The organism is Amycolatopsis stemonae, assembly GCF_054781455.1.
The window spans coordinates 436531-458507 of sequence record NZ_BAAGUJ010000001.1; the positions used below are offsets into that span (position 1 = coordinate 436531).

Annotated in this window: 19 protein-coding genes; 8 read left to right on the plus strand and 11 right to left on the minus strand. The window is 73.2% G+C overall.

Annotated features, from left to right (window positions below; translation table 11 throughout):
• Nucleotides 1–111 precede the first annotated feature (111 nt).
• Nucleotides 112–1263, plus strand: a complete 1152-nt coding sequence (locus tag ACYVLJ_RS02215; protein WP_460437573.1) for a coiled-coil domain-containing protein — start codon at nucleotides 112–114, stop codon at nucleotides 1261–1263.
• A gap of 60 nt (nucleotides 1264–1323) precedes the next feature.
• Here the strand turns inward: ACYVLJ_RS02215 and ACYVLJ_RS02220 are convergent, their stop codons facing one another.
• The 4 genes from ACYVLJ_RS02220 to ACYVLJ_RS02235 form a co-directional block, all read right to left on the minus strand.
• Nucleotides 1324–2649 (minus strand): amidase, encoded by a 1326-nt coding sequence (locus ACYVLJ_RS02220; protein ID WP_460437574.1) that lies wholly within the window; start codon nucleotides 2647–2649, stop codon nucleotides 1324–1326.
• 26 nt (nucleotides 2650–2675) lie between these two features.
• Nucleotides 2676–3278, minus strand: coding sequence for a helix-turn-helix transcriptional regulator (locus tag ACYVLJ_RS02225; RefSeq protein ID WP_460437575.1), 603 nt, complete (start codon nucleotides 3276–3278; stop codon nucleotides 2676–2678).
• A gap of 63 nt (nucleotides 3279–3341) precedes the next feature.
• A complete protein-coding gene (locus ACYVLJ_RS02230; RefSeq protein WP_451968281.1) occupies nucleotides 3342–3596 on the minus strand; it encodes a WXG100 family type VII secretion target in 255 nt (84 codons plus the stop codon).
• Nucleotides 3593–3850: a WXG100 family type VII secretion target gene (locus ACYVLJ_RS02235; RefSeq protein ID WP_451968283.1), complete on the minus strand. Its 258-nt coding sequence runs from the start codon at nucleotides 3848–3850 to the stop codon at nucleotides 3593–3595. Before ACYVLJ_RS02235 ends, ACYVLJ_RS02230 begins: the two co-directional genes overlap by 4 nt.
• 229 nt (nucleotides 3851–4079) lie before the next feature.
• Between ACYVLJ_RS02235 and ACYVLJ_RS02240 the strand changes: the two genes are divergently transcribed.
• On the plus strand, nucleotides 4080–7280 hold the full coding sequence (locus ACYVLJ_RS02240; RefSeq protein WP_460437576.1) for a BTAD domain-containing putative transcriptional regulator: 3201 nt from the start codon (nucleotides 4080–4082) through the stop codon (nucleotides 7278–7280).
• A 220-nt stretch (nucleotides 7281–7500) separates the two neighbouring features.
• Nucleotides 7501–11100, plus strand: coding sequence for a BTAD domain-containing putative transcriptional regulator (locus ACYVLJ_RS02245; protein ID WP_460437577.1), 3600 nt, complete (start codon nucleotides 7501–7503; stop codon nucleotides 11098–11100).
• 45 nt (nucleotides 11101–11145) lie between these two features.
• Here the strand turns inward: ACYVLJ_RS02245 and ACYVLJ_RS02250 are convergent, their stop codons facing one another.
• From ACYVLJ_RS02250 to ACYVLJ_RS02270, 5 genes are read right to left on the minus strand one after another with little or no spacing between them, the layout of a single operon-like run.
• On the minus strand, nucleotides 11146–12522 hold the full coding sequence (locus ACYVLJ_RS02250; RefSeq protein ID WP_460437578.1) for a GH1 family beta-glucosidase: 1377 nt from the start codon (nucleotides 12520–12522) through the stop codon (nucleotides 11146–11148).
• On the minus strand, nucleotides 12519–13334 hold the full coding sequence (locus ACYVLJ_RS02255) for a carbohydrate ABC transporter permease (protein WP_451968291.1): 816 nt from the start codon (nucleotides 13332–13334) through the stop codon (nucleotides 12519–12521). Before ACYVLJ_RS02255 ends, ACYVLJ_RS02250 begins: the two co-directional genes overlap by 4 nt.
• On the minus strand, nucleotides 13331–14236 hold the full coding sequence (locus ACYVLJ_RS02260; RefSeq protein WP_451968293.1) for a carbohydrate ABC transporter permease: 906 nt from the start codon (nucleotides 14234–14236) through the stop codon (nucleotides 13331–13333). Before ACYVLJ_RS02260 ends, ACYVLJ_RS02255 begins: the two co-directional genes overlap by 4 nt.
• 6 nt (nucleotides 14237–14242) lie before the next feature.
• Nucleotides 14243–15502 carry an extracellular solute-binding protein gene (locus ACYVLJ_RS02265; protein ID WP_451968294.1) on the minus strand — a complete coding sequence of 420 codons (1260 nt, stop codon included), beginning with the start codon at nucleotides 15500–15502 and terminating at the stop codon, nucleotides 14243–14245.
• Nucleotides 15503–15517: 15 nt separating this feature from the next.
• A complete protein-coding gene (locus ACYVLJ_RS02270; RefSeq protein WP_451968296.1) occupies nucleotides 15518–16096 on the minus strand; it encodes a helix-turn-helix transcriptional regulator in 579 nt (192 codons plus the stop codon).
• Nucleotides 16097–16307: 211 nt separating this feature from the next.
• On the opposite strand from ACYVLJ_RS02270, the gene ACYVLJ_RS02275 reads away from it, so the two are divergent.
• From ACYVLJ_RS02275 to ACYVLJ_RS02285, 3 genes are read left to right on the plus strand one after another with little or no spacing between them, the layout of a single operon-like run.
• A complete protein-coding gene (locus tag ACYVLJ_RS02275; protein WP_460437997.1) occupies nucleotides 16308–17420 on the plus strand; it encodes a glycoside hydrolase family 3 N-terminal domain-containing protein in 1113 nt (370 codons plus the stop codon).
• A gap of 46 nt (nucleotides 17421–17466) precedes the next feature.
• Nucleotides 17467–18336: an oxidoreductase gene (locus ACYVLJ_RS02280; protein ID WP_451968300.1), complete on the plus strand. Its 870-nt coding sequence runs from the start codon at nucleotides 17467–17469 to the stop codon at nucleotides 18334–18336.
• A complete protein-coding gene (locus ACYVLJ_RS02285; RefSeq protein WP_460437579.1) occupies nucleotides 18336–18743 on the plus strand; it encodes a hypothetical protein in 408 nt (135 codons plus the stop codon). Before ACYVLJ_RS02280 ends, ACYVLJ_RS02285 begins: the two co-directional genes overlap by 1 nt.
• Nucleotides 18744–19106: 363 nt before the next feature.
• Here the strand turns inward: ACYVLJ_RS02285 and ACYVLJ_RS02290 are convergent, their stop codons facing one another.
• Nucleotides 19107–19349: a hypothetical protein gene (locus ACYVLJ_RS02290; RefSeq protein WP_451968304.1), complete on the minus strand. Its 243-nt coding sequence runs from the start codon at nucleotides 19347–19349 to the stop codon at nucleotides 19107–19109.
• A 318-nt stretch (nucleotides 19350–19667) separates the two neighbouring features.
• Between ACYVLJ_RS02290 and ACYVLJ_RS02295 the strand changes: the two genes are divergently transcribed.
• Nucleotides 19668–19844: a zf-HC2 domain-containing protein gene (locus tag ACYVLJ_RS02295; RefSeq protein WP_451968306.1), complete on the plus strand. Its 177-nt coding sequence runs from the start codon at nucleotides 19668–19670 to the stop codon at nucleotides 19842–19844.
• A 335-nt stretch (nucleotides 19845–20179) separates the two neighbouring features.
• A complete protein-coding gene (locus tag ACYVLJ_RS02300) occupies nucleotides 20180–21199 on the plus strand; it encodes a glycoside hydrolase family 19 protein (protein ID WP_460437998.1) in 1020 nt (339 codons plus the stop codon).
• Here the strand turns inward: ACYVLJ_RS02300 and ACYVLJ_RS02305 are convergent.
• Nucleotides 21190–21945, minus strand: coding sequence for a thioesterase II family protein (locus ACYVLJ_RS02305; protein ID WP_451968308.1), 756 nt, complete (start codon nucleotides 21943–21945; stop codon nucleotides 21190–21192). The two genes, ACYVLJ_RS02300 and ACYVLJ_RS02305, sit on opposite strands and share 10 nt — an antisense overlap.
• Nucleotides 21946–21977: the final 32 nt, after the last annotated feature.

Consider the following 21977-nt stretch of genomic DNA (forward strand, 5'->3'; position numbering starts at 1 on the left):
CGTTTCCCGGGTGCGGCCGTTCCGGCGACTCGCCGCCGGAACGGCGACACGTGTTGGTGATTTGTTAAGCCGAAGGGCGTAAGCGGTGCGTGCCCGGGTACGGTCGGGCCCATGGTTCCTGAGCGCGACCCCGCCGCAAGCGCCCTCAACGGCCTCCTCCCCCTTCGTCGTGAGTACACGCAGGCCTGGCACGGCTACGACCGCAACGAGGTGCGGCAGTACCTCGACCACGTCGAGGCGCAGCTGCGCCGCGTCCTCAGCGAGCGCGACACCGCGGTGCAGCAGGCCGCGGCCGCGACCCGCGAAGCCGAGTCCGTCCGGCAGCAGGTTGCGTCCCTCGAAGCCCGCATCGAGGAGCTGAAGAAGCCGCCGGAGCGGCTCGAGGACCTCGACGAGCGGATGCAGCGCACGGTGACCCTCGCCCAGGCCCGCGCGGACGAGATCATCAAGCGCGCCGAGGCCGCCGCGGAGAAGACGTGGGCGGGCTCGACCGAGGCGTCGACGAAGCTGCGTGAGCGCTACTCGAAGCTCGTCGCGGAGCTCGACAAGCAGGCCGACCTGCTGCACTCGGAGCACGAGAAGGCGCTGTCCGAGACGCGCGCCGAGGTCCAGCGGCTCACGGTCGAAGCGGCCCAGCGGCGGGAACTGCTCGACAACGAGGCGGAGCGCAAGCGGCGGAAGCTGGAGCGCGAGTTCGAGGCGTCCCAGGCGGCCCAGAAGGCGGCGCTGGAGAAGCACGTCGCGGACCAGCGCACGGCGAGCAAGAACCAGGCCGAGCGCCGGCTCGCGGAAGCGACCGCGGAGGCCAAGCGGCGGCTCGACGAGGCGACGGCGGAGGCGAAGCGCCGCCTCGACGAGGCGACCACCCAGGCGGCCCAGCGCACGACGGCGGCGAACCGCAAGGTCGAGCGGCTGGCGGAGATCCGCGAGCAGGCCCGCAAGAGCCTGGCGCAGGCCGAGGACATCCTCAACCGCAGCGAGACGCAGCTGGCGACGCTGCCCGAGGAGGCCGTGATCCCCCAGGCGTCCAAGCTCGTGGGCGGCGACACGCCCGAATCCCAGACCACTCCGGCCGCGCCGGTGGTCCCGGTGGTGCAGCCGTCGATCCCGTCGGCGGCGAAGCCGGCGGTCAAGGCCGCGGCGCCGGCCCCCAAGCCGGCGGTCAAGCCGGGGAACTCCCACGGCCCGGCGACCAAGCCGGCCAACGGGAACGGCAACGGCGCCAAGCCGCTGTCGCCGACGGCGAGCAAGCCCGGCTCCTGAGCAGTTCGTGAAGCCCACCTTGCGAGTTCCGCAAGGTGGGCTTCACGGCGTCCGGGGGCGTCAGCCGCGGGCGGTGCGGGGCCAGGGGTTGGCCGACTCCAGCTGGGCCGCCAGGCCGAGCAGCAGCGGCTCCTCGCCCGGCCGCGCGATCAGCTGGACCGACGTCGGCAGCCCGGACCGGACCGACCGGCCGACTGGGACCGTGATCGCCGGGTAGCCGGCGAGGTTCCACTGCCCGGTGAAGCCGGCCAGGCGCGTCGACGGCAGGACGTTCGTCAGCCACCGCCGCTCGTGCCAGCGCCCCGCCTTCACCGGCCAGTGCGACAGCGTCGGCGTCATCAGGACGTCGTGCGCCGCGAAGTACTCCTCCGCGCGGGCGACCCACCGGTCGCGGGTGCTCGACCGGATCAGGCCCGCGCGCATCAGCAGCCGGCCCGCCCGCACGTGCGTGCGCGTCCGGCGCTGGAAGCGGCGGAAGTCGAAGTCGCGGGCCTGGACGGCCGGGCCCGCGCACCAGCGGGCCGTCATGCCCGCCACCATCGTCGCCGGGTAGCGCGGGGCCGACGGCGAGATCGCGTGGCCCGCCGAGGCGAGCAGGCCCGCCGCCTGGGAGACCGCCGCGACCAGTTCCTTCGGGACGGGCGTGCGCAGCAGCGGCACGGTCGTCGTCATGCCGATCCGCACGGACGACGGCGAAGGCACCGCGGCCAGGTCCGGGGCGCCGGCCAGCACCGAGAACAGCAGCGCCGCGTCGGCGACCGTCGTGGCCAGCGGGCCGTGCACCGACATGCCGAACCAGCCGCCCTCCGACAGCGGGCCCGCGCCCGGCTTCAGCCCGACCAGGCCGCACATCGCCGCCGGGAGGCGGACCGAGCCCATGCCGTCCGTGCCGTGGGCCAGCGGGACCAGCCCGGCCGCCACGGCCGCCGCGCTGCCGCCGGACGAGCCACCCGACGCGTACGTCGGGTCCCAGGGGTTGCGGGCGATGCCGTCCGGGGTGTCGCTCATCGGCCAGACGCACAGCTCCGGCACCCGCGTCAGCCCGACGAGCACCGCGCCGGCCGCGCGCAGCCGGGCCGCGACCACGCCGTCTTCCTCGAACCGCGCGGACGGCCCCGCCTCGGAACCGTGCGAGGCGAACTCGCCCGCGATCGCGGTGACGTCCTTGACGGCCACGGGCACCCCGGCCAGCGGCAGGGACGCGAGATCGGGCCGCCCGGCCACCTCGGCGGCCTCCGCCAGCGCCTCGTCGGCACGCACCCGGCGGAAGGCGCCGACGACGCCGTCCGCCGCCGCGATCCGGTCGAGGGCTTCCTTGGTCACGTCCACCGGGTCGAGCTGCCCGGCCCGGACGGACGCCGCGATCTCCGCTGCGGTCAACACCATGATCGTGACCCTAGCCGCACCAGGGGTCAGATGGCGCCCGCCCGCAGCGCGTAGGCGACGGCGTGGGCGCGGTTGTTGAGGCCACAGCGCGTCATCAGGCCGTAGAGGACGTTCTTCACGGTCCGCTCGGAGTAGCACAGCTTGGCGGCGATCTCTTCGGTCCCGAAGCCCTCGGCGACCAGCCGCAGCACGTCGCACTCGCGCGCGGCGAGCCCGGACAGCGTGAGCCCGTTCGGCTCCAGGACGTCCTTGCGCATCCGCTGGACCTGGGAGAGCAGCGCGCCCTGCAGCCGCGGCGGCAGGTTCGCCGTGCCGTCGCCCGCGGCGAGCACCGCCGTCACCAGCTCGGCGCCGCCCGTCTCGCGGCGCGGCAGGATCGCGACGACGCCGCTCTCCAGCACCGCCATCAGGTCGCTCTCGCGGAAGTGCTCGACGACCAGCACGACGTGCGACGCCTTGGCCGCGCGGATCTCCCCCAGCACCGCCTCGGTGACGTGTTCTTCCATCACCAGCAGCACGTCGGGCACGAGGTCGGTGACCCGGACGTCCGGATGGGACTGCAGGAGGGTTACCGCGCCGGCGTGCGTGATCGGGTCCGAGGCGAGGACGGCCACTTCGACGGGCTTCATGACAGCAGTGTGAACGGCGTGTCTTCACGCCTTCCCTATTCCGTCTTCACGCGCGTGAAGGAATCACCGCACCCCGCGGCCGAGCTCGCCGAACGCCGCCCGCGCCCGCGCCACGCACGCCGGCATCCGCGCGGCCGCCCGCGCCCAGTCCCGCTTCGCGCGCAGGTACTCCTCCCGCGCTTCGGCCGTCCAGCCGGCCAGCTCCGGCTCCACCGACGACTCCAGCTCGGCGAGCAGGTCGCCCAGCTCGCCGGTGATCGCCCCCATCCGGTCCAGCACCAGGTCCGCGAAGCCGAGTTCGAGCTCGTGCCGGGTCATGACCGCCGGGGCCGCGGCACCCGGCCGCCGGTCGCCTCGACCAGCCGCGCCAAGCTCGCGAGGATCACGTCGAACTCCTGCTCCCAGTCGCTCATCGCCTGGCCCAGCCGCACGGACGCCTCGCCGCGCCACGAGGCCTGGACCATCGCCATCCCGCTGTCGACAGCGCGCAGCCGGGCACCCGCCGTCTCGATGGCGTACGCGAACCGGGCGGCGGCCCGCTTCATGTCCTCCGTCGGCGCGGCTGTGGCCATTCGGGCTCCTCGGGTCTCGGGGGCGTCCCGAGGGTGGCGCACGCCGTCGGCGCGGCGGAACCCCGGCCCGTGCCCCGTTGCCCGAATGTCCGCCATCCTTGCCTGCCGGTTCACCGCGGCCGCGTATGCTCACGTCAGGCATCCGGCGCGTGACGGTTCGTCAGCGCACGAAGGGAGATCGATGTCGGCTGCGGAAGGCTCCGCACCGAGACTCCAAATGCTCGGCCCGGTGAAAGCCTGGCAGGGGGACACGGAGCTCGACCTCGGCTCCGCGCACCGTCGGACGGTTCTCGCGGCACTGGCGATGAACCCGAACCGCACGGTCTCGCGCGAGGAGCTGATCGACGCCGTCTGGGGCGAGGCGCCGCCGCAGAGCGCGCAAGGATCCATCTACACCTACGTCTCCGGCCTGCGGCGCGCCCTCGAACCCGGCCGCGCCAAGGGCGAGGGCCCGCAGCTGCTCGCGTCGATCGGGTCCGGCTATTCGCTGCGCCTCGACGCCGGCGCGATCGACGTCCACCGCTTCGAAGCGCTGCGGGAGCTGGCCCAGCGCAAGCAATCCGCCGGCGAGCTGCGGGGTGCGCGCGAAATCCTCGACGAGGCACTGGACCTCTGGCACGGCGTCCCGCTGTCCGGGCTGCCCGGGCCGTTCGCAGCGGCGCAGCGCGCCCGGCTGGCCGAGGTGCGGCTGGCGACGATCGAGCGGCGTGCCGAGATCGTGCTGGAATCGGGCGGGCACGCCGAACTCGTCGCCGAGCTGACCGCGCTGACCCGCGAACACCCCTACCGCGAAACGTTGCGCGGCTTGCTCATGCGCGCCCTGGCCCGCTCGGACCGGCGCACCGAGGCGATCGCCGTGTACACCGACGTCCGGGACAAGCTGGTCGAGTCGTCGGGCACCGAGCCGGGGCCCGCACTGCGGCGGATTTACGAGCAGCTGCTGGAAAAACCGGCCCCGAAGCCGCCGCCGGCCCCCGTGCGCGTGACACGGTTCCCCGTGACGTCACTTCCGGATCGCGCGGACGTCTTCGTCGGCCGCGAGGCCGAACTGACCCGGCTGCGCGAAGCCGTCGCCGATCTCGAGGCGGGCGCCGGCCGGTCGCTGTGGCTCGAAGGCGAACCGGGCAGCGGCCGCACCGCGCTGCTGGCCGAACTGCTCACCATGGCCCAGGACCTGAAGCCCGCCTTCGCCGCGGCGGACGCGCTCGACCAGCGGTTCGCGCTGCGGCCGTTGCTCGACGCGCTCGGCGTGCACCCGCGGGCCACCGACGAGCGCCGCGCGAACCTCGCCGCGCGGCTCGGCGAGCAGTCCGGCGAAGACCCCGTCGACGGCCTGCTCGGGCTGGTCCGCGAGCTGTGCGCGGAAGCGCCGCTGGTGCTCGCGATCGACGACCTGCACTGGGCCGACGACACCACGTTGCGCGTCTGGCGCTACCTGAGCCGGGAGACGCGGCAGCTGCCGCTGCTGCTCGTCGGCGCCTCGCGGCCCGTGCCACGGCCGGCCGCGCTCGACGAGCTGCGAGCTGAGCTCGACAACGATGTCACCGTGCTCGCCCTGCCGCCGCTGACCGAGGCCGACACGCACGAGCTGGCCACCGAGCTCGTCGGCGCGCCACCCGGGCCGGGCCTGCGGACACTCGTGTCGTACGCGTCCGGGAACCCGCGCTACGCCAGGGAAATCGTCGAGACGCTGCTGGCGCAGTCGATGATCGTGCTCGACGGCGTCCACGCGCACCTGGACGGCAACTCCTGCCAGACCATCCCGGCGCCGCTGGGGTCGCGGATCACGCTGTACCTGAGCTTCCTCTCCAGCGGCACGCGCGACACGCTGCGCTGGGCCGCGTTGCTGGGGCGGGCGTTCTCGTTGTCGGACATCGCCGTCGCCACCGAGCGGCCGCCCACGGCGCTGGTCGGCGCGGTCGACGAGGCGATCACGTCCGGCGTGCTCGTCGAGTCGGGTGACCGGCTGGCGTTCCGGCACCCGTTGCTGCGCCGCGTGCTCTACGAAAAGACGCCCGCGGCGATGCGGGTGGCGCTGCACCGGCAGCTGGCCGAGGCGTTCACCGCCGCGGGCGCGCCCGCCGACCGCGTCGCCGAGCAGCTCGCCGCCGCGCCCGCGCAGGTCGACCCGTGGGTGACCGCCTGGCTGCTGGACAACATCGGCACGGTCGCCACCGAGACCCCGCGGGTCGCCGTCGACCTGCTGCGCCACGCCGTCACGCAGGGCGCGCTGCCGCCGGACGCGCGCGAGACGCTGACCGCGACCCTGGCCCGGCTGCTGTTCTGGCTCGGCCGGGAGCCGGAGGCCGAGGCGCGCTCGGTCGTCGCGCGGACGTCGGACAGCAGGCGTGCGGCCGAAATGCGCTGGATCCTGGCGTACGTCTACTACCGCCGAGGCGACTTCGCCGAGGCGACGGCCGAGCTGAAGCGGACCCTCGACGACGCCGACGTCCCCGAGACGTGGCGCGGGCGGCACGAATCCCTGCTGGCGACGCTGGAAAAGCTCGGCGACGAGACGGACCTGGTGCCGGCCGGACTGCACCCGCTCGACGACGCGGCGCTGTCCGTGCCGACCATCGACAGCCTCGACGAAGCCGCCGAACCCCTCGACGCGGCCCGGCGGATCGCCGCCACCCGCGCGGTGCCCGGCGAGATGCACCTGGCCGGCGCGGTGCACTACTACTGGCTGGGCCGCTGGGCCGAAGCCCTCGAAGAGCTGGACGCGGTGATCCGCGATCGCGCGGAAACGACGTCGTACGTCTTGCGCAGCCCCGGCTCGCTCCTGCTCGTGCACGGCGTCGGCGCGCTGATCGCCGGGCACCGCGGCGAGCCGGCGCAGGCCCGGACCCACGTCGACCTGGCCGGGCGGCAGCACTGGCCGCAGGGGCTGGAGCCCGACGGCGGCGACTTCCTGCTCGCGGCCCGGGCCCTGCTGGCCGAGCAGGACGGCCGGCCCGAGGCCGCGCTGGCCGCGTTGCTGCCGCTGCTGGAGGAGAACTACCCGCCCGCCGCGCGGCACCAGTGGCTGCCGGACCTCGTGCGGCTCGCCGGGCAGCTCGGCGACACCGAACGCGCGCGCCAGGCGCTGCGCCTGCTGGAGACCGACGGCGAAGTCCCGCCCGCGCACGCGGCGGCGGCCGCGCACTGCCGCGGCCTGGTCACCGGCGACCCCGAACCGGTGCTGACGGCGGTCTCCCACTACCGCGTCGCGGGCCGGCTGCTCAAGCAGGCCAAGGCGAGCGAGGACGCGGCGATCCTGCTGGCCCGGACGGGCCGGCTCGACGCCGCCCGGACGGAGTTCCGGGCCGCGCTGACCGCGTACACCGGCATGGGCGCGGTGTGGGACGTCCGGCGCGCGGAGAGCCGCATGCAGCCGTTCGGCATCCGGCGCGCCAACGCGGTCCGGCCACGCGCCGCCGCCGGGGAGTAGGTCCGCCGCGGGCATATCGATCGGGTGATCGGTACTCGGCCCGCCCGAAGCCGGGATCATCCGGCCACCGCGCAACCCTTCCGGGCTTGCCACGTCAGTAAGCTGCCGGAGAAGTCGGCACCGAGAGATGTCCGCCGGGGTCCTGGGGGCCCGCCCCCGGCGGGTTCGTCCCCAGAGGGAACGGAACGGCATGCTAGGGGAAGCGGACACCAGTCTGCGAGTGGGCTTGCTCGGCCCGCTACGGGCCTGGCGCGGGGCGGCCGAAATCGGCCTCGGCCCCGCTCGTCAGCGTGCCATCTTCGCCGTGCTCGCGGTCAACGCCGGCCGTCCGGTCCCGCGGGCCGAGCTGATCGCCGGGGTCTGGGGCGACGCCGCGCCCGCGAGCGTCGAGGGCAGCGTCCACACGTACGTCTCGGGGCTGCGGCGGGCGCTCGAACCGGACCGGTCGCGCTGGTCGGCCGCCAGCGTCCTGGTGTCGGACCCCGCCGGGTACTCATTGCTGCTCGGTGAAGACGCCCTCGACGCGGCCGTCTTCGAACGGCATCGCGAAAGCGCGCAGCTGCTCCTCGACCGGGGGGACCCACGGGCGGCCGTCACCGAGCTCGACGCCGCCCTCGCGCTCTGGCAGGGCGAAGCGCTTTCCGGCGTCCCCGGCGAGTTCGCCGAGCGGCACCGCGAATACCTCGCCGAGCTGCGGCTCAACACGCTCGAGCGGCGCGCGCAGGCGCTGCTGGCCCTCGGCGGGCACCTCGACCTCGCGCCGGAGCTGGCGGTGCTCGCCGGCGAACACCCGTTGCGGGAGTCACTGCGCGAGTCGCTCATGGTCGCCCTCTACCGCAGCGGCCGGCCCGCCGACGCGCTCGACGTCTTCCGCGACGCCCGCGCCACCCTCGTCGACGAGCTGGGCGTCGAACCCGGCCCGGCGCTCCAGCGGCTCCACCAGCAGATCCTCGCCCAGGACCCGGCGCTCGACGCGCCCGCGGCGCCGGTCGAGGTCACCGGGCACCGGCTCTTCGGCCGCGAAGCCGAGACGGCGAAGCTCGCCGAGCTCGTCGCCGACGTCCGGGCCGGGCGCGGCCGGGCCGTGTGGATCGAAGGCGAGGCCGGGATCGGCAAGTCCGAGCTGCTCGCCAGCTCGCTGCCGGACGGCCCCGGTTTCCAGCGGCTCGCGGCCGCGGCCGACGAGCTGAGCACCCGGTTCCCGCTGCAGGTGATGCTGGAGTGCCTGGCGATCGACGCGCATTCGGCCGACCCGCGGCGCGCACGGGTCGCGAACGAGCTCGCCGGCGAAGGCCCGGTCCGGCGCAGCTGGGGCCCGGCCGACCCGGTGCTCGGCGCCGTCGACCGGCTGCTGGCCCTGGTCGACGAGCTGTGCGCGGACTCGCCGCAGGTGCTCGTGCTCGACGACCTGCAGTGGGCCGACGAGGCGTCCGTGCTGGTCTGGCACCGCCTGTGCGCGGCGACCCGGCAGCTGCCGCTGCTGCTGGTGGCCGCGACCCGGCCGGCGCCGGACCGCGCCGAGCTCGCCCAGCTGCGTCGCGGCGTCCAGGCGCGCGACGGCGTCGTGCTCGACCTCGGGCCGTTGACCGGCGAGGACGTCGAGCGGCTGATCGAGGACCGGATCGGCGCGGCCCCCGGGCCGGGACTGCGCGAGCTGGCCGCCCGTGGTGCGGGAAACCCGTTGTACGTCAAGGAAATGGTCGACGTCCTGGTGCAGGCCGGGGCCGTCGAGCTGAGTGGCGGCCAGGCCGACGTCGACGAGCGCGAGGAGTTCGAGGCGCCGCGCTCGCTGGTCGCCGCGGTGGACCGGCGGCTCGACTTCCTCCCCGCGCGGACGCAGGAAGTGCTGCGCTGGGGCGCGCTGCTGGGCATGGAGTTCGCGGTCGGGGACATCGCCGCGGTGCTCGGCACGCGGCCGTCGGACCTGCTGGAGCCGCTGGAAGAAGCCGTCGCGGCGAACGTCCTGATCGACACCGGGACGCAGCTGGCGTTCCGGCATCCCCTGCTCCGGCAAGCGCTTTACGACCGGCTGCTCGCCGGGACGCGCGCGGCGCTGCACCGCCAGGCCGCCGAGGCGCTCGCCGGGATCGGCGCGCCGGTCAAGCGCGTCGCCGAGCAGCTGGTGGCCGCACCGGCCACTGTGGACGAATGGGTGCTGGACTGGCTGACGGGCCACCACGCGGCCGTGTCGAACCGGGCGCCGCTGATCGCCGTCGAGCTGCTGGAGCGGGCGCTGGCCACGTGCCCCAGCGACGATCCGCGCCGCGAAATCCTGCTGGTGGCACTGGTCAAGGTGCTGTTCCGGCTGGAGCGCAACCCGGAAAGCCTGGCGCAGCAGGCCCTCGAAGTCGCCACCGACCCCGACTCCGTCGAGGAGGTGCGGCACGTGCTCGCGGCCCTGAAGCACCGCCGCGGCGACACCGAGGGCGCGGTCGCGACGCTCGGCGCGTCACCCGACGACCCGGCCGTGCCGGAGCTCTGGCGGGTGCGGCACCGGCAGCTGCTGGCGAACTTCCGCCGGGGCGACCTGTCCGATTTGGACACCGCGGAGAAGGCGGCGCACGAGACGAAAGCGCTCGCCGGCGGCGACCGGTACCTGACCGCGCACGCGCTGCAGACGTTGTGGCTGGTCGATTCCGTGCGCCGCGAGCACGACTCCGCGCTCGCGCACATCGACGCGGCGATCGACGCGGTCGGCGACGAACACGAGCTGGCCGACCTGCACCTCGACCTGCTCGACAACCGCGTCTTCACGCTGCAGAACCTCGACCGGCTCGCCGAGGCGAACGAGGCCCTGCGCGCGGCGGGCGAAGTCGCGGCGCGGCACGCGATGCCCGTCGGCCTGCAGGTGTCGGTCGCGGTCCACCGGTACTGGGAGGGCCGCTGGGACGAGGCGCTGGTCGAGCTGGACACCGTCACCGAGGACGGCCCGGCGATCACGTTCTACGGCCTGCGCGAGCCCGGCCCGGCGGCGCTGCTGCTGCACGGCGTCGCGGCGCTGATCGCGGGCCGCCGTGACGACCGCGCGCAGGCGGCGGCCCACCTCGACGCGGCGGAGGAGTACGCCCCGGCGACCGGCGCCGAGCGCGAGAGCTTCGACTTCCTGCTGGTCGCGGACGCCCTCGCCGCGGAGCAGCGCGGCGACCGGGCCCGCGCGATGACCGTCCTCGAACCGATCCTCAACCCGACGTACGCGCAGATGATGCTGCGGCACCAGTGGCTGCCGACGTTCGTCCGCCTGGCGATGGAGCAGGACGACCGCGTCCGCGCCGGCCGGGCGTTGGCGGTGTGCGAAGAGGAAGCGGCGAAGGAGCGACGGCCGGCCCGGGCGCACGCGGCGGCGTCGTGGTGCCGCGGGCTGATCGAGGAGGACCCGGCCGCGGTCCTGGCGACGGCGGAGCACTTCCGGGCGGTCGGCCGTCGCCCGGAGCTGGCGACGGCGTTGGAAGACGCGGCGGTCCTGCTCGCTCGAGCGGGTCGTTTGGACGCGGCCCACGCGGCGTTCGAGGAGGCCGCGGAGCTGTACACGGCGTTGGGAGCCCGCTGGGACCTGCGCCGGGCGGAGACCCGGCTGCGCCGGCTGGGGGTCCGCCGCGGCGCGATGTTCGCCGCGATCCGCCCCGGCCACGGCTGGGAGTCCCTGACACCGATCGAGGTCCGGATCGCGAGCCTGGTCGCCGAGGGCCGGTCCAACCCGGACATCGCGACGGAGCTGTCCCTCCCCCGCCGGACGGTGCAGGCCCACGTGGCCCGCCTGCTGGGCAAACTGGAAACACCGTCCCGCTCGGGCGTCGCCGACGCCTTCCGCCGACGCCCCTGACCCGTGTCGACCCTCGAATCACGCGTGATTGGGGGGTCGACACGGCTAGTCCGGAAGGGCGTTGGCCTTCGCGATCCGGCCCAGGAAGCGGCCCGAGTCCTTGACCGTGCGTTCCTGGGTTTCGAAGTCCACGTGCACGAGGCCGAAGCGTTGCGAATAGCCCATCGCCCACTCGAAGTTGTCCAGCAGTGACCAGGCGAAGTACCCGCGGACGTCCGCGCCGCCGCGAATCGCGTCGTGGACCGCGTGCAGGTGCTCGAGGAAGTAGTTCACGCGGGCGGCGTCGTGCACCCGGCCGGCCACCACGGTGTCCACAAAGGACGCGCCGTTCTCGGCCACCACCAGCGGCAGCCTGCCGGACCGCGTGGAAATCCAGTCGAGCAGCGAAGTGAGCGTCGAGGGCGACTGCTCCCACCCGAACGCCGTCAGCGGCGGCGGAGCGGGCAGGACGTCCAGCCCCCGCAACCCCGGCAGCGGGCAGTTGCTCGGCCCGAGCGGGTCCTCGAGCGGCGTGACGCGCGCGGGCGCGTAGTAGTTGACGCCCAGCCAGTCGATCGCCGCCGCGATGGTGTCCGTGTCGCCGTCGCGCACCGAGGCCGCGAACCGGCCGCCGTGGTGCGCGACGTCGGCCACGATGTCCGAGGGGTAGCCGCGGCCCAGCACCGGGTCGAGGAAGAACCGGTTGTGGATCCCGTCGAACTTCCGCGCCGCCTCCTCGTGCGCCGGCGACGTGCCGTCCGCCAGCGCCGGGGCGAAGTTCAGCGCCAGCGAGAACTCGTGCCCCGGCCGGGCCTGCTCGGTCAGCGCCCGCGTCGCCAGGCCGTGCCCGAGCAGCAGGTGGTGCGCCGCGACCAGGGCCGTGTCGTAGTCCTGGACCCCCGGTGCGTGCACCCCGCTGCCGTACCCGAGGAACGCCGCGCAGAACGGCTCGTTGATCGTCGTCCACTGGTTGACGCGGTCGCCGAGGGCGTCGTGGACCACCGCCGCGTACTCGGCGAACCGGTACGCCGTGTCGCGGGCCGGCCAGCCGCCTTCGTCCTCCAGCGCCTGCGGCAGGTCCCAGTGGTACAGCGTCAGCACCGGCACGACGTCGCGGCGCAGCAGCTCGTCCACCAGCCGGTCGTAGAACGCGAGCCCGGCCGCCGACGCCGTCCGCCCGTCCGGCATCACCCGCGGCCACGCCACCGAGAACCGGTACGCGCCGAGGCCCAGGTCCGCGAGCAGCCCGACGTCCGAGGCGTAGCGGTGGTAGTGGTCGCAGGCGACCTCGCCGGACGCGCCGTCCTGCACGTTGCCCGGCACCGCCGCGAAGGTGTCCCAAATGGACGGTCCGCGGCCACCTTCCCGCACCCCGCCCTCGACCTGGTAGGACGCGGTCGCCGCGCCCCACAGGAAGCCCGCCGGAAACGAAAGCTCGGTCATACTGGCGCTCCTCTCAGGATCCCCCGGACGATGTGGCGGCCCAGCACCAGGAACAGCGCGATCACGGGCAGCACGCCCACGGTCGCGCCGGTGAGCATGAGCGCGTAGTCGGTGTAGTACCCGCTGGCCAGCTGGGACAGGGCGACCTGCACCGTCGGGGTTTCGTTCGGGTCGAGGACCACCAGCGGCCAGAAGTAGTCGTTCCAGGTGGCCATGAACGTGAGCATCGCGAGCACCGCGGCCGCCGGGCGCAGCGAGGGCACCGCGACGTGCCAGTACGTGCGCAGGATCGACGCGCCGTCGACGGTCGCGGCGTCGACGAGGTCCGCGTCGATCGCGTTCTCGCACGCCTGGCGCATCCAGAACACGCTGAACGCGCTGAGCAGCCCGGGCACGATCACCGCCTCCAGCCGCCCGTACCAGCCGAGGTCGCCGACCACCAGGTACAGCGGGATGACGCCGAGCTGGGCCGGCACCATCGCCGAGCCGACGACGAGCAGGAACAGCGTGTTGCGGCCGGGGAACCGCAGCCGCGCGAACGCGAACCCGGCCAGGCTCGCCAGCACGACGTTGGACACCATCACGGTGCCCGCGACGATCAGTGAGTTCCCGATGGCGAGCCAGAAGTCGACGGTGTCGAACACGCGGCGCACGTTCTCGAAGAGGTGCCCGCCCGGCAGCAGCAGCGGAGACGTCTCGCCGATCGCCGAGTTGTCCCTTGTGGACACCACGAACGACCAGTACAGCGGGAAGATCGACGCGCCGAGCACGCCGACGAGCACGACGTAGACCCAGCCGCCGGGGCGCTTCACGCGGCCCTCACGAACCGGCGCACCAGCCGGTAGTTGACCAGCGCGAACAGCGCGCAGATCACGAACATCACCCACGTCAGCGCGGCCGCGTAACCGGCGTCGAAGTGCGTGAAACCCTTCTCGTACAGGTACATCACGAGGGTCTGGAACTGGCGGTCGTTGCCGCCGGTCCCGCCGGACCCGCCGGCGTCGAACAGCTGCGGCTCGGCGAACAGCTGCAGGCCGTTGACCGTGCCGGCGATCGCGGTGAAGGCCAGCGCGGGCCGGATGCCCGGCACGGTGACCGACCAGAACGTCCGCCACCGCGAAGCGCCGTCCAGCGCCGCGGCCTCGTAGAGGTCGCCGGGCACGGCCTGCATCGCGGCCAGGTAGATCAGCGCGTTGTAGCCCGTCCAGCGCCAGAGCACCATCGACGCCACCGCGAAGTGCGACGTCCAGGTCTTCGCCTGCCAGTTCACCGGCGCGACGCCGAACCAGCCGAGGACTTCGTTGACGACGCCGTAGTCGCGGCTGAACAGCTGCCCGAACACGAGGCCGACCGCGACGACGGACACGACGTTCGGCAGCAGGATCCCGGTGCGCCACCAGGTCGCGCCGCGCAGCGGCCGGTCGAGCAGGGCCGCGATGCCCAGCGCCAGCAGGAACTCCGGGACGGCCGCCATCAGGAAGATGCCGACGGTGTTGCCGAGCGCGTTGTAGAAGCGCGGGTCGGTGAGCAGCTCGCCGTAGTTCGCGAGGCCGAGGTAGCCCTGGTCGCCCTCGAGGAGGTTCCAGTGCCGCAGCGACACCCACGCGGTGTACAGCAGCGGGAACGCGCCGAAGACGACGAACAGCCCGAAGAACGGCGCGACGAGCAGCAACGGCGTGACCTTGCGGTCGAAGCGGGCGAGCCGGTGGTGCACGCGTGGCTACTTCAGGACGGCTTGCGCCTGCTGGACGGCTTCCGCCCAGGCCTGGTCGACGCTCTGGTCGGTCTTGTCCTCGATCCGGCCGAGCGCGCGGCCGAACTCGGGCCGGACGTCGGCGTCGCGCAGGCCGCGGTAGTTGGGCCGCAGCTTGTCGGCCGACGCGGCGAAGATCCGGCCGATCGGCGCGTCCCCGAAGTACGGGTCGGTGTGCGCGACGACCTGCGGGTCCGTGTACACCGACGGCTCGCTGGGCAGGATGCCGTCGGAGAGGAAGAGCTTCTTCTGCTGTTCCGGCGCGGTCAGCCAGCGCGCGAGCTCGTACGCCTCTTTCGGGTGCTCGCTCTGCTTCGGCACGGTCAGGAACGAGCCGCCCTGGTTGCCGCTGCTGCCGGGCACGGTCGTGACGTCCCACTTGCCCTTGGTCGCGTCGCCGCCGGCTTCCTTGATCTGGCTGAGCATCCAGGCCGGGCAGGCGACCGTCGCGAAGCTGCCCTGCTTGATGGCGACGTTCCAGGCCTGCGTGAACGTCGTCGCGGCCGCCGTCTGGCCCTTCGCGGCGATGCCGCCGGCGAGGTAGAAGGCGGTGCGCACGCTGGGGTTGCGGTCGGCGATGAAGGAGTCGTCGGCCGCGGAGAAGTAGTTCTCGGGCGACTGGTTGAGCATCGCCGTGTAGACCGTCCCCGCCGAGTCGGCGAACTTCACGTTCGGCGTCTTCTCGGTGAAGCGCTCGGCCGTGGCCGCGTAGGCGTTCCAGTCCGGCATCAGCTTCGCGACTTCGTCGCGGTCGGCCGGCAGGCCCGCGGCCTGGAACAGGTCGCGGCGGTAGCAGAGGGCGAGACTGCCCATGTCGGTGCCGAGGCCCAGCACGAACGCGCCGTCGGTGCCCTGCGCCCACTTCCAGGGCGCCCACTGCTTTTCGAGGTCGCGCGCGCCGTACTGGGCGAGGTCGACGAACTTGTCCTTCGCCTTGCGGTACTGCGGGATGTACTGCTCTTCGATGGCGACGACGTCGGCGGCGCCGTGCCCGGTGGCGAGCTGCGTCGCGAGACCCTTGTGGTGGGTGTCGAAGTCGGTGACGCGGTTCTGCACCGTGATGTCCGGGTGCAGCTTCTGGTACTCCGCGATCAGGGGTGCGTAGCCGAATTCGCCGAAGGTGGCGATGGTGAGCTTCGTCTTGCCACCGGCGTCACTCGGGCTGCAGGCGGCGAGCAGGACCAACGCGGCGGCCACGGCGGCCGTCCGGCGGGTGAGCGTTCGCACAGGCGTGAGCTTCCCTCAGATCACACCGGCCCGCACGGCATAGGCGACCGCGTGCGGCCGGTTGCGCAGGTTGAGCCGGTTGGTCATGGCGTAGATGACGTTCTTCACGGTCCGCTCCGAGTAGCAGAGCTTGCCCGCGATCTCGGCAGTGTCCCAGCCTTCCGCCATCAAGCGAAGCACATCCACCTCGCGCGGCGTCAGCGACGCCCCCGCGCCCTCGCGGGCCAGCGCTTCGACCTGGTCGCGCAGCGGCGCCGTGCGCCCGCGCGCGGCGGCGAGCACGCTGTCGGTGAGCCGGTCGAGCGCGGTCCGCGGCAGCACCACGGAGACGTGGCAGTCGGCCAGCAGGCTCAGGTGCCCCTCGTCGACGTGCGCGGCGACGAGCACGATCGCGGCGGGCGACTCGGTGGCGGCGGCCCGCAACGCGGCGACGACGTCGCGGTCGACCTGCCCGACGGCGAACACCAGCACCGACGCCTCGGCGCGGCGCGCACGCGGGACGACCAGCAGCTCCGGCCGCGACTTCAGGTGGTTGGTCAGCCCCGTGAGCGCGATCGGGTCCGACGCCCACGCGGTCACTCGCACCTGGTCCATCGAGGCCCCTCCCCACTGTCCGTGTCCTGGTGGTGTCAGTCTGCTGAGGCCGCCTTCACGAATTCTCTAGCTCGCGTGGAGCCATTCTTCACGCCGTGAAGTCGGCCCGTCGTCTACCGTCGAGGCGCAAGCGAAACGCGTGAAGGGACCGATGAACCGCCGAAGTCCAGCCACCTCCGGGGTGGCGCTGTGCACCGTCCTCGCATCCCTCATGGTCACGGGCTGCCAATCGGCGTCCGTGCCGGGTTCGGCGGTTCCGTCGGCGCCGTCGCCCCGGGCCCTCCCGGCTTCGACGCCCGCGCCGGCCCCGACGTCCGGCTTGGCCCGGCCCGGTGACTGCGCGTCCCTGGTGCGCGGCCTCGATGTCCGCCGCCAGGTCGCGCAGCTGGTCGTCGTGGGGGTGTCGGGCGACAACCCGGGCGCCGCGGTGTCGCTGGTGCGCGACAACCAGGTCGGCGGGATCTTCATCGGCGGTAACGCAACAGCGTTGTTGAAAGAGCGTGCCCTGGACGCCGTCCAGGCCGCGGCCCAGCTCCCGGTCGCGGTTTCGGTCGACGAGGAGGGCGGCCGCGTCCAGCGCATCGACGACCTCGACGGCGACATCCCGTCCGCGCGCGAGATGGCCGCGACGAAGTCGCCGGCCGAGGTCCGCACGCTGGCCGCCGACCGCGGCCGCCAGCTGCGCGCCCGCGGCGTGACCGTCGACTTCGCCCCGGACACCGACGTCACGGACGCCCCGGACGACGACGTCATCGGCGACCGCTCCTTCAGCCCCGACCCGGTGCGCGTGAAGACGTACGCCACGGCGTTCGCCGCGGGCCTGCGCGACGCGGGCGTCCACCCGGTGCTGAAGCACTTCCCGGGCCACGGTCACGGCTCGGGCGACTCCCACCAGGGCACGGTCGTGACGCCGCCTCTCGCGCAGCTGCGAGCCGTCGACCTGGTGCCGTACCGCGACCTCGCGGACTACGGGCCGGTGTCGGTCATGGTCGGCCACCTCGACGTGCCCGACCTGACCAACGGCGTCCCGGCGTCGGTGTCGCCGGCCGCGTACCAGCTGCTGCGCGGCGAATTCGGGTTCACCGGCCCGGTCGTGACCGACGACCTCGGGGCGATGAAGGCGATCACGGCGCAGTACCCGCTGCCGGACGCGGTTCTGAAGGCCCTGCAGGCCGGTGCGGACGAGGCGCTGTGGTCCTCGGGCGGCCGGGTGGACGAGGTGCTGAACCGGCTCGTGCGGGCCGTCCAGTCCGGGGAGCTGCCGAAGGCCCGCGTGCAGGAGTCGGTGACGCGGGTGCTGCGCAGCAAGGGCGCGTGCGGCTGATCCTCCCTAAACTCCTCGGCGGAACGCCACCTACCTGAGGAGCGGAATGGCAAACCTGGGCGGCACTTTCAGCCTCGGCGGGGAAGTCCCCGTGACCCGGATGGGGTACGGGGCCATGCAGCTGGCCGGCCCCGGTGTCTGGGGCCCGCCGCGCGACCACGACACCGCTGTCGCCGTGCTGCGCGAAGCCGTCGAAAGCGGTGTCACCCACATCGACACCAGCGACTACTACGGCCCGCACACCGTCAACGCGCTGATCAAGGAGGCCCTTCACCCGTACCCGGAGGCGCTGACGATCGTGACGAAGGTCGGCGCGCGGCGGACGCCGGACAAGGCGTGGCCACCCGCGTTGTCCGCCGGCGAGCTGACCGAGGCCGTGCACGACAACCTGCGCAACCTCGGTGTCGAGGCCATCGACGTGGTGAACCTGCGCCTGGGCAACGCCGCCGGCGACTACCCGGTGCGGATGTCGCTCGCCGAGCCGTTCGGGGTGCTCGCCGACCTGCGGCAGCAGGGCCTGATCAGGCACTTGGGCGTCAGCCACGTCACCGCGGAGCAGCTCGACGAGGCGAAGGCGATCGCACCCGTCGTCTGCGTCCAGAACCAGTACAACCTGGCGCACCGCGAAAACGACGACCTCGTCGACAAGTGCGCCGCCGAGGGCATCGCGTTCGTGCCGTACTTCCCGCTCGGCGGGTTCAGCCCGCTGCAGTCGGGCATCCTCGACGAGTGCGCCGCCCGCCTCGGCGCGACGCCGATGCAGGTCGCGCTGGCCTGGCTGCTGCGGCGGTCGGCGTCGATGCTGCTCATCCCGGGCACGTCGTCGCTGGAGCACCTGCGCGAGAACCTCGCCGCGGCTTCGCTCGAGCTGCCGGCGGACGTCCTGGCCGACCTCGACCGGATCGGGGCCGCCTGATGGCCGAGTGGGGCGACCTGGTCGCGTACATCAGGCAGGAATACCGCGTGGTGCGCGACGATCCCGACGAGATCCGCATCCGGCTGATCTTCGGCGACGACCCCGACACCGAGCAGCGGGCGCAGGTCGTGGTCATCGCGCGCGAGATCCTCGACCAGCGCGAGGACTGGGTCCAGATCGCGACGCCGTTCGCCCGCCACGACGAGGTCGACCTCCTCGACGTGCTGACCGAGGTGGGCAACTCGACCGTCGTCGGCGGCCTCGCGGTGATGGGCGACCACCTCGTGCTGCGCCACTCGCTGCCGCTGATCAACCTGGACATCAACGAGTTCATCGACCCGCTCGAGCTGGTGGCGGGCGCGGCCGAGCAGCTGGAACAGCAGTTCACCGGCCGCGACGACTACTGAGCGGGACCACTGCCCAGGCAGAGGCCGCCGAGCAGGGCGACGCCCAGGGTGCCGCCGTGCACCGCGTCGAGCAGCCCGGCGGCCGACCCCTGTCTCGTGCGGCCGGACGCGGTGCAGCCGCAACGGGACGAGGAACGTCAGCCCGGGTCGTCACCGCGGCCGCGACCCGCTGACCTGCGGGTGAGTGCCCGCGCCGGGTACCCGACGCGGTCCGCCCGCCAGCGGGCCGCAGGTGCTCGCCCAGGCCAAAGCCATCGCGGCCCAGCGGGCGGCGAGCCCACGCCAAAGCCGCCGCGCGCACCCAACGGCGCCCGGCCGCCCGCGGGGGGCCGGGGCGGCGGTGGCCGCCCCGGCCGCACTCGATCAGCGTGCCTGCGGAATTCGCACTCTCACGGCCGGCGTCTGCAGGATCCGCTGCAGCCGGGCGCGGCCCAGCCGGTGGAGCATCTCCCCCAGCTCCTCCGGCGCGATACTGCCTTCGAGGTCCAGCCGCGTCAGTTTGACGACGCGGTCGATCTCCGCGGCCGGGAGCCGTCCCGCGAACTCCCCGGCCAGCCAGACCCCGACCTCGTCCACGACGTCAGCCGGCCGGCTCCTAACGGTCATCGCTCGCTCTCCTCGTTTCGGGTCGCCTTCACCCAGGTCGGGGCCGGAAAATCCCGGTCCGACGCAGGTCCGACGAAGTGACTCGCGAGCCATGACGCCGAATCGCGGAAATCGGTGGCACAAACGCTTTCCGTGTCCGGTCCGGTGAAATCCGTGACCGTTCCGTGTCACTCACATGGGCTGTTCGCCGCCGCAAGTTGTCGGCCGATCGGGTGGAAAACGGGGGAACCTCGCCCGTGCCGCGTACGGGACAGGACGCTGGAGACGTCCGGTAGTGCGGGCGTTCCCTTGCGGGACGCGGAAACGGAGACGCGATCCATGGCCCGGTACGACCGGACCGACCTCGGGGCGTACAGCCTGGGGTTGCTCGAAGCCGCGGAGGCGGCACGGGTGGAGCGGCACCTCGCGGCGTGCTCGGACTGCCGCCAGGAGGTCCGCGAGTTCGAGGCCGTCCGCTCGATGCTCGACCACCTCGGCCGCGCCGAGTCCACTTAGGACCACGAAGACCTGCGGTTTTCCAGGTATTGCCCGCGCGCAGGCACGAAAACCGGCGTAAAGCCGGGACGCGCGCGGCGAATCCGGAGTGCGGCGCAGGCGGTTCAACCCGGGAGACGAACGCGCACACCCTCTGCCCGGATCACCCGGTTTCTTGACTGGACTAGACCAATCTGCTCTAGTGACCGGTGTCACCCTCGTCCCGGCCGGATGAGCACACCCCCTCCGACACCGGGCGCCCCGCGCCCGGGCTCCGTCGTGGCCGAAGGAGTGAGCCAGTCTTGAGAAGACGTCTTGTCGCGGTCCTGTCCGCATTCGCCGCCGTCGCCGGGCTCGTGCTCGGCGTGCCCGCCGCGACCGGCCAGGCCCCGCAGGCCGCGGCCGCCGCCTGCAGCGCGCCGAACTGGGTCGCGGGTCAGTGGTACGACGTGGGCGCGATCGTGCGCTACACCAACGGCGGCTACTACCGCGCCAAGAACGCCAACCCGGGCTACGACCCGGTCATCAGCACCTGGTACTGGGAGCCCTACAGCTGCGACACCGGGGGCGGCGGCACCTCCTGCAGCTACCCGAACTGGGTCGCCGGGCAGTGGTACGACGTCGGCGCCATCGTCCGCTACACCAACGGCGGCTACTACCGCGCCAAGAACGCCAACCCGGGCTACGACCCGGTCATCAGCACCTGGTACTGGGAGCCCTACACCTGCGGTGGCGGCACCGACCCCGGCAACCCCGGCGCGTTCGTCGTCAGCGAAGGCCAGTTCAACCAGATCTTCCCCGGCCGCAACAGCTTCTACACCTACAGCGGCCTGACCGCGGCCCTGTCGGCCTACCCCGGGTTCGCGACCACCGGCAGCGACACCGTGAAGAAACAGGAGGCCGCGGCGTTCCTCGCGAACGTCGACCACGAAACCGGCGGGCTCGTCTACATCGTCGAGCAGAACACGGCCAACTACCCGCACTACTGCGACTGGGGCCAGTCCTACGGCTGCCCGGCGGGCCAAGCGGCGTACTACGGCCGCGGGCCGATCCAGCTGAGCTGGAACTTCAACTACAAGGCCGCGGGTGACGCCCTCGGCATCGACCTGCTGGGCAACCCCTGGCAGGTCGAGCAGAACGCGGCCGTCGCGTGGAAGACCGGGCTCTGGTACTGGAACACCCAGAGCGGCCCCGGCACGATGACCCCGCACAACGCGATGGTCAACGGCCGCGGCTTCGGCGAGACCATCCGCAGCATCAACGGCTCGATCGAGTGCAACGGCGGCAACCCCGCCCAGGTCGAGAGCCGCGTTTCGAAGTACCGCCAGATCAGCGCCGTCCTCGGCGTCGACCCCGGCGCGAACCTCTACTGCTGACGTGCCGCGAGCGGCTCGCCCGTCCACCGGGCGAGCCGCTCGCCGAGCAGGCGGCCCACCGCGGCCGGCTGGTCGTTCAGGTAGAAGTGCCCGCCCGGGAACGTCACCAGGTCGAACCCGCCGGACGTGAACGGCGCCCACCGCCGCGCCTCCGCCTCGTCGATCCGCGGGTCGCGGTCGCCGATGAGCGCGACGACCGGGCAGCTCACGTCGGGCCCGGGCCGGTAGTGGTAGGCCGCCGCGGCCCGGTAGTCGTTGCGCAGCACCGGCAGCATCATGCTGACGAGCGGCTCGTCCTCCAGCACCCGCGTGTCGGTGCCGCCGAGCCGCAGGAGGTCGGCGAGCAGCTCGTCGTCGGTCCGCTCCTGGACCGGCCCCGGCGGTGGCGGCACCCGGCGCCCGGACACGAACAAGCCCAGCAGCGGGGCCTCGAACCGCCGCGCCACCTCGAACGCCAGGCTGCCACCCATGCTGTGCCCGAAGAACGCCACCGGTCCGGCGGGCTCGGCGGCGAGCACCTCCGCCACCCGGTCGGCGAGCACGAACAGGTCGTCCACCAGGGGTTCGGCGTGCCGGTCCTGCCGGCCCGGGTACTGCACCGCCAGCACGTCGACCGCGGGGGTCAGCGCGGCCGAAAGCGCGTGGTAGGAGCTCGCCGCACCGCCGGCGTGCGGGAAGCACACGAGCCGCGGCGCGCCGGGTGCGGCGGGGTGGAAGCGCCGGAGCCACAGTCGGGAACGCGTCATACCGGCGAATGTCCCAGACCGGACGGGCCCGG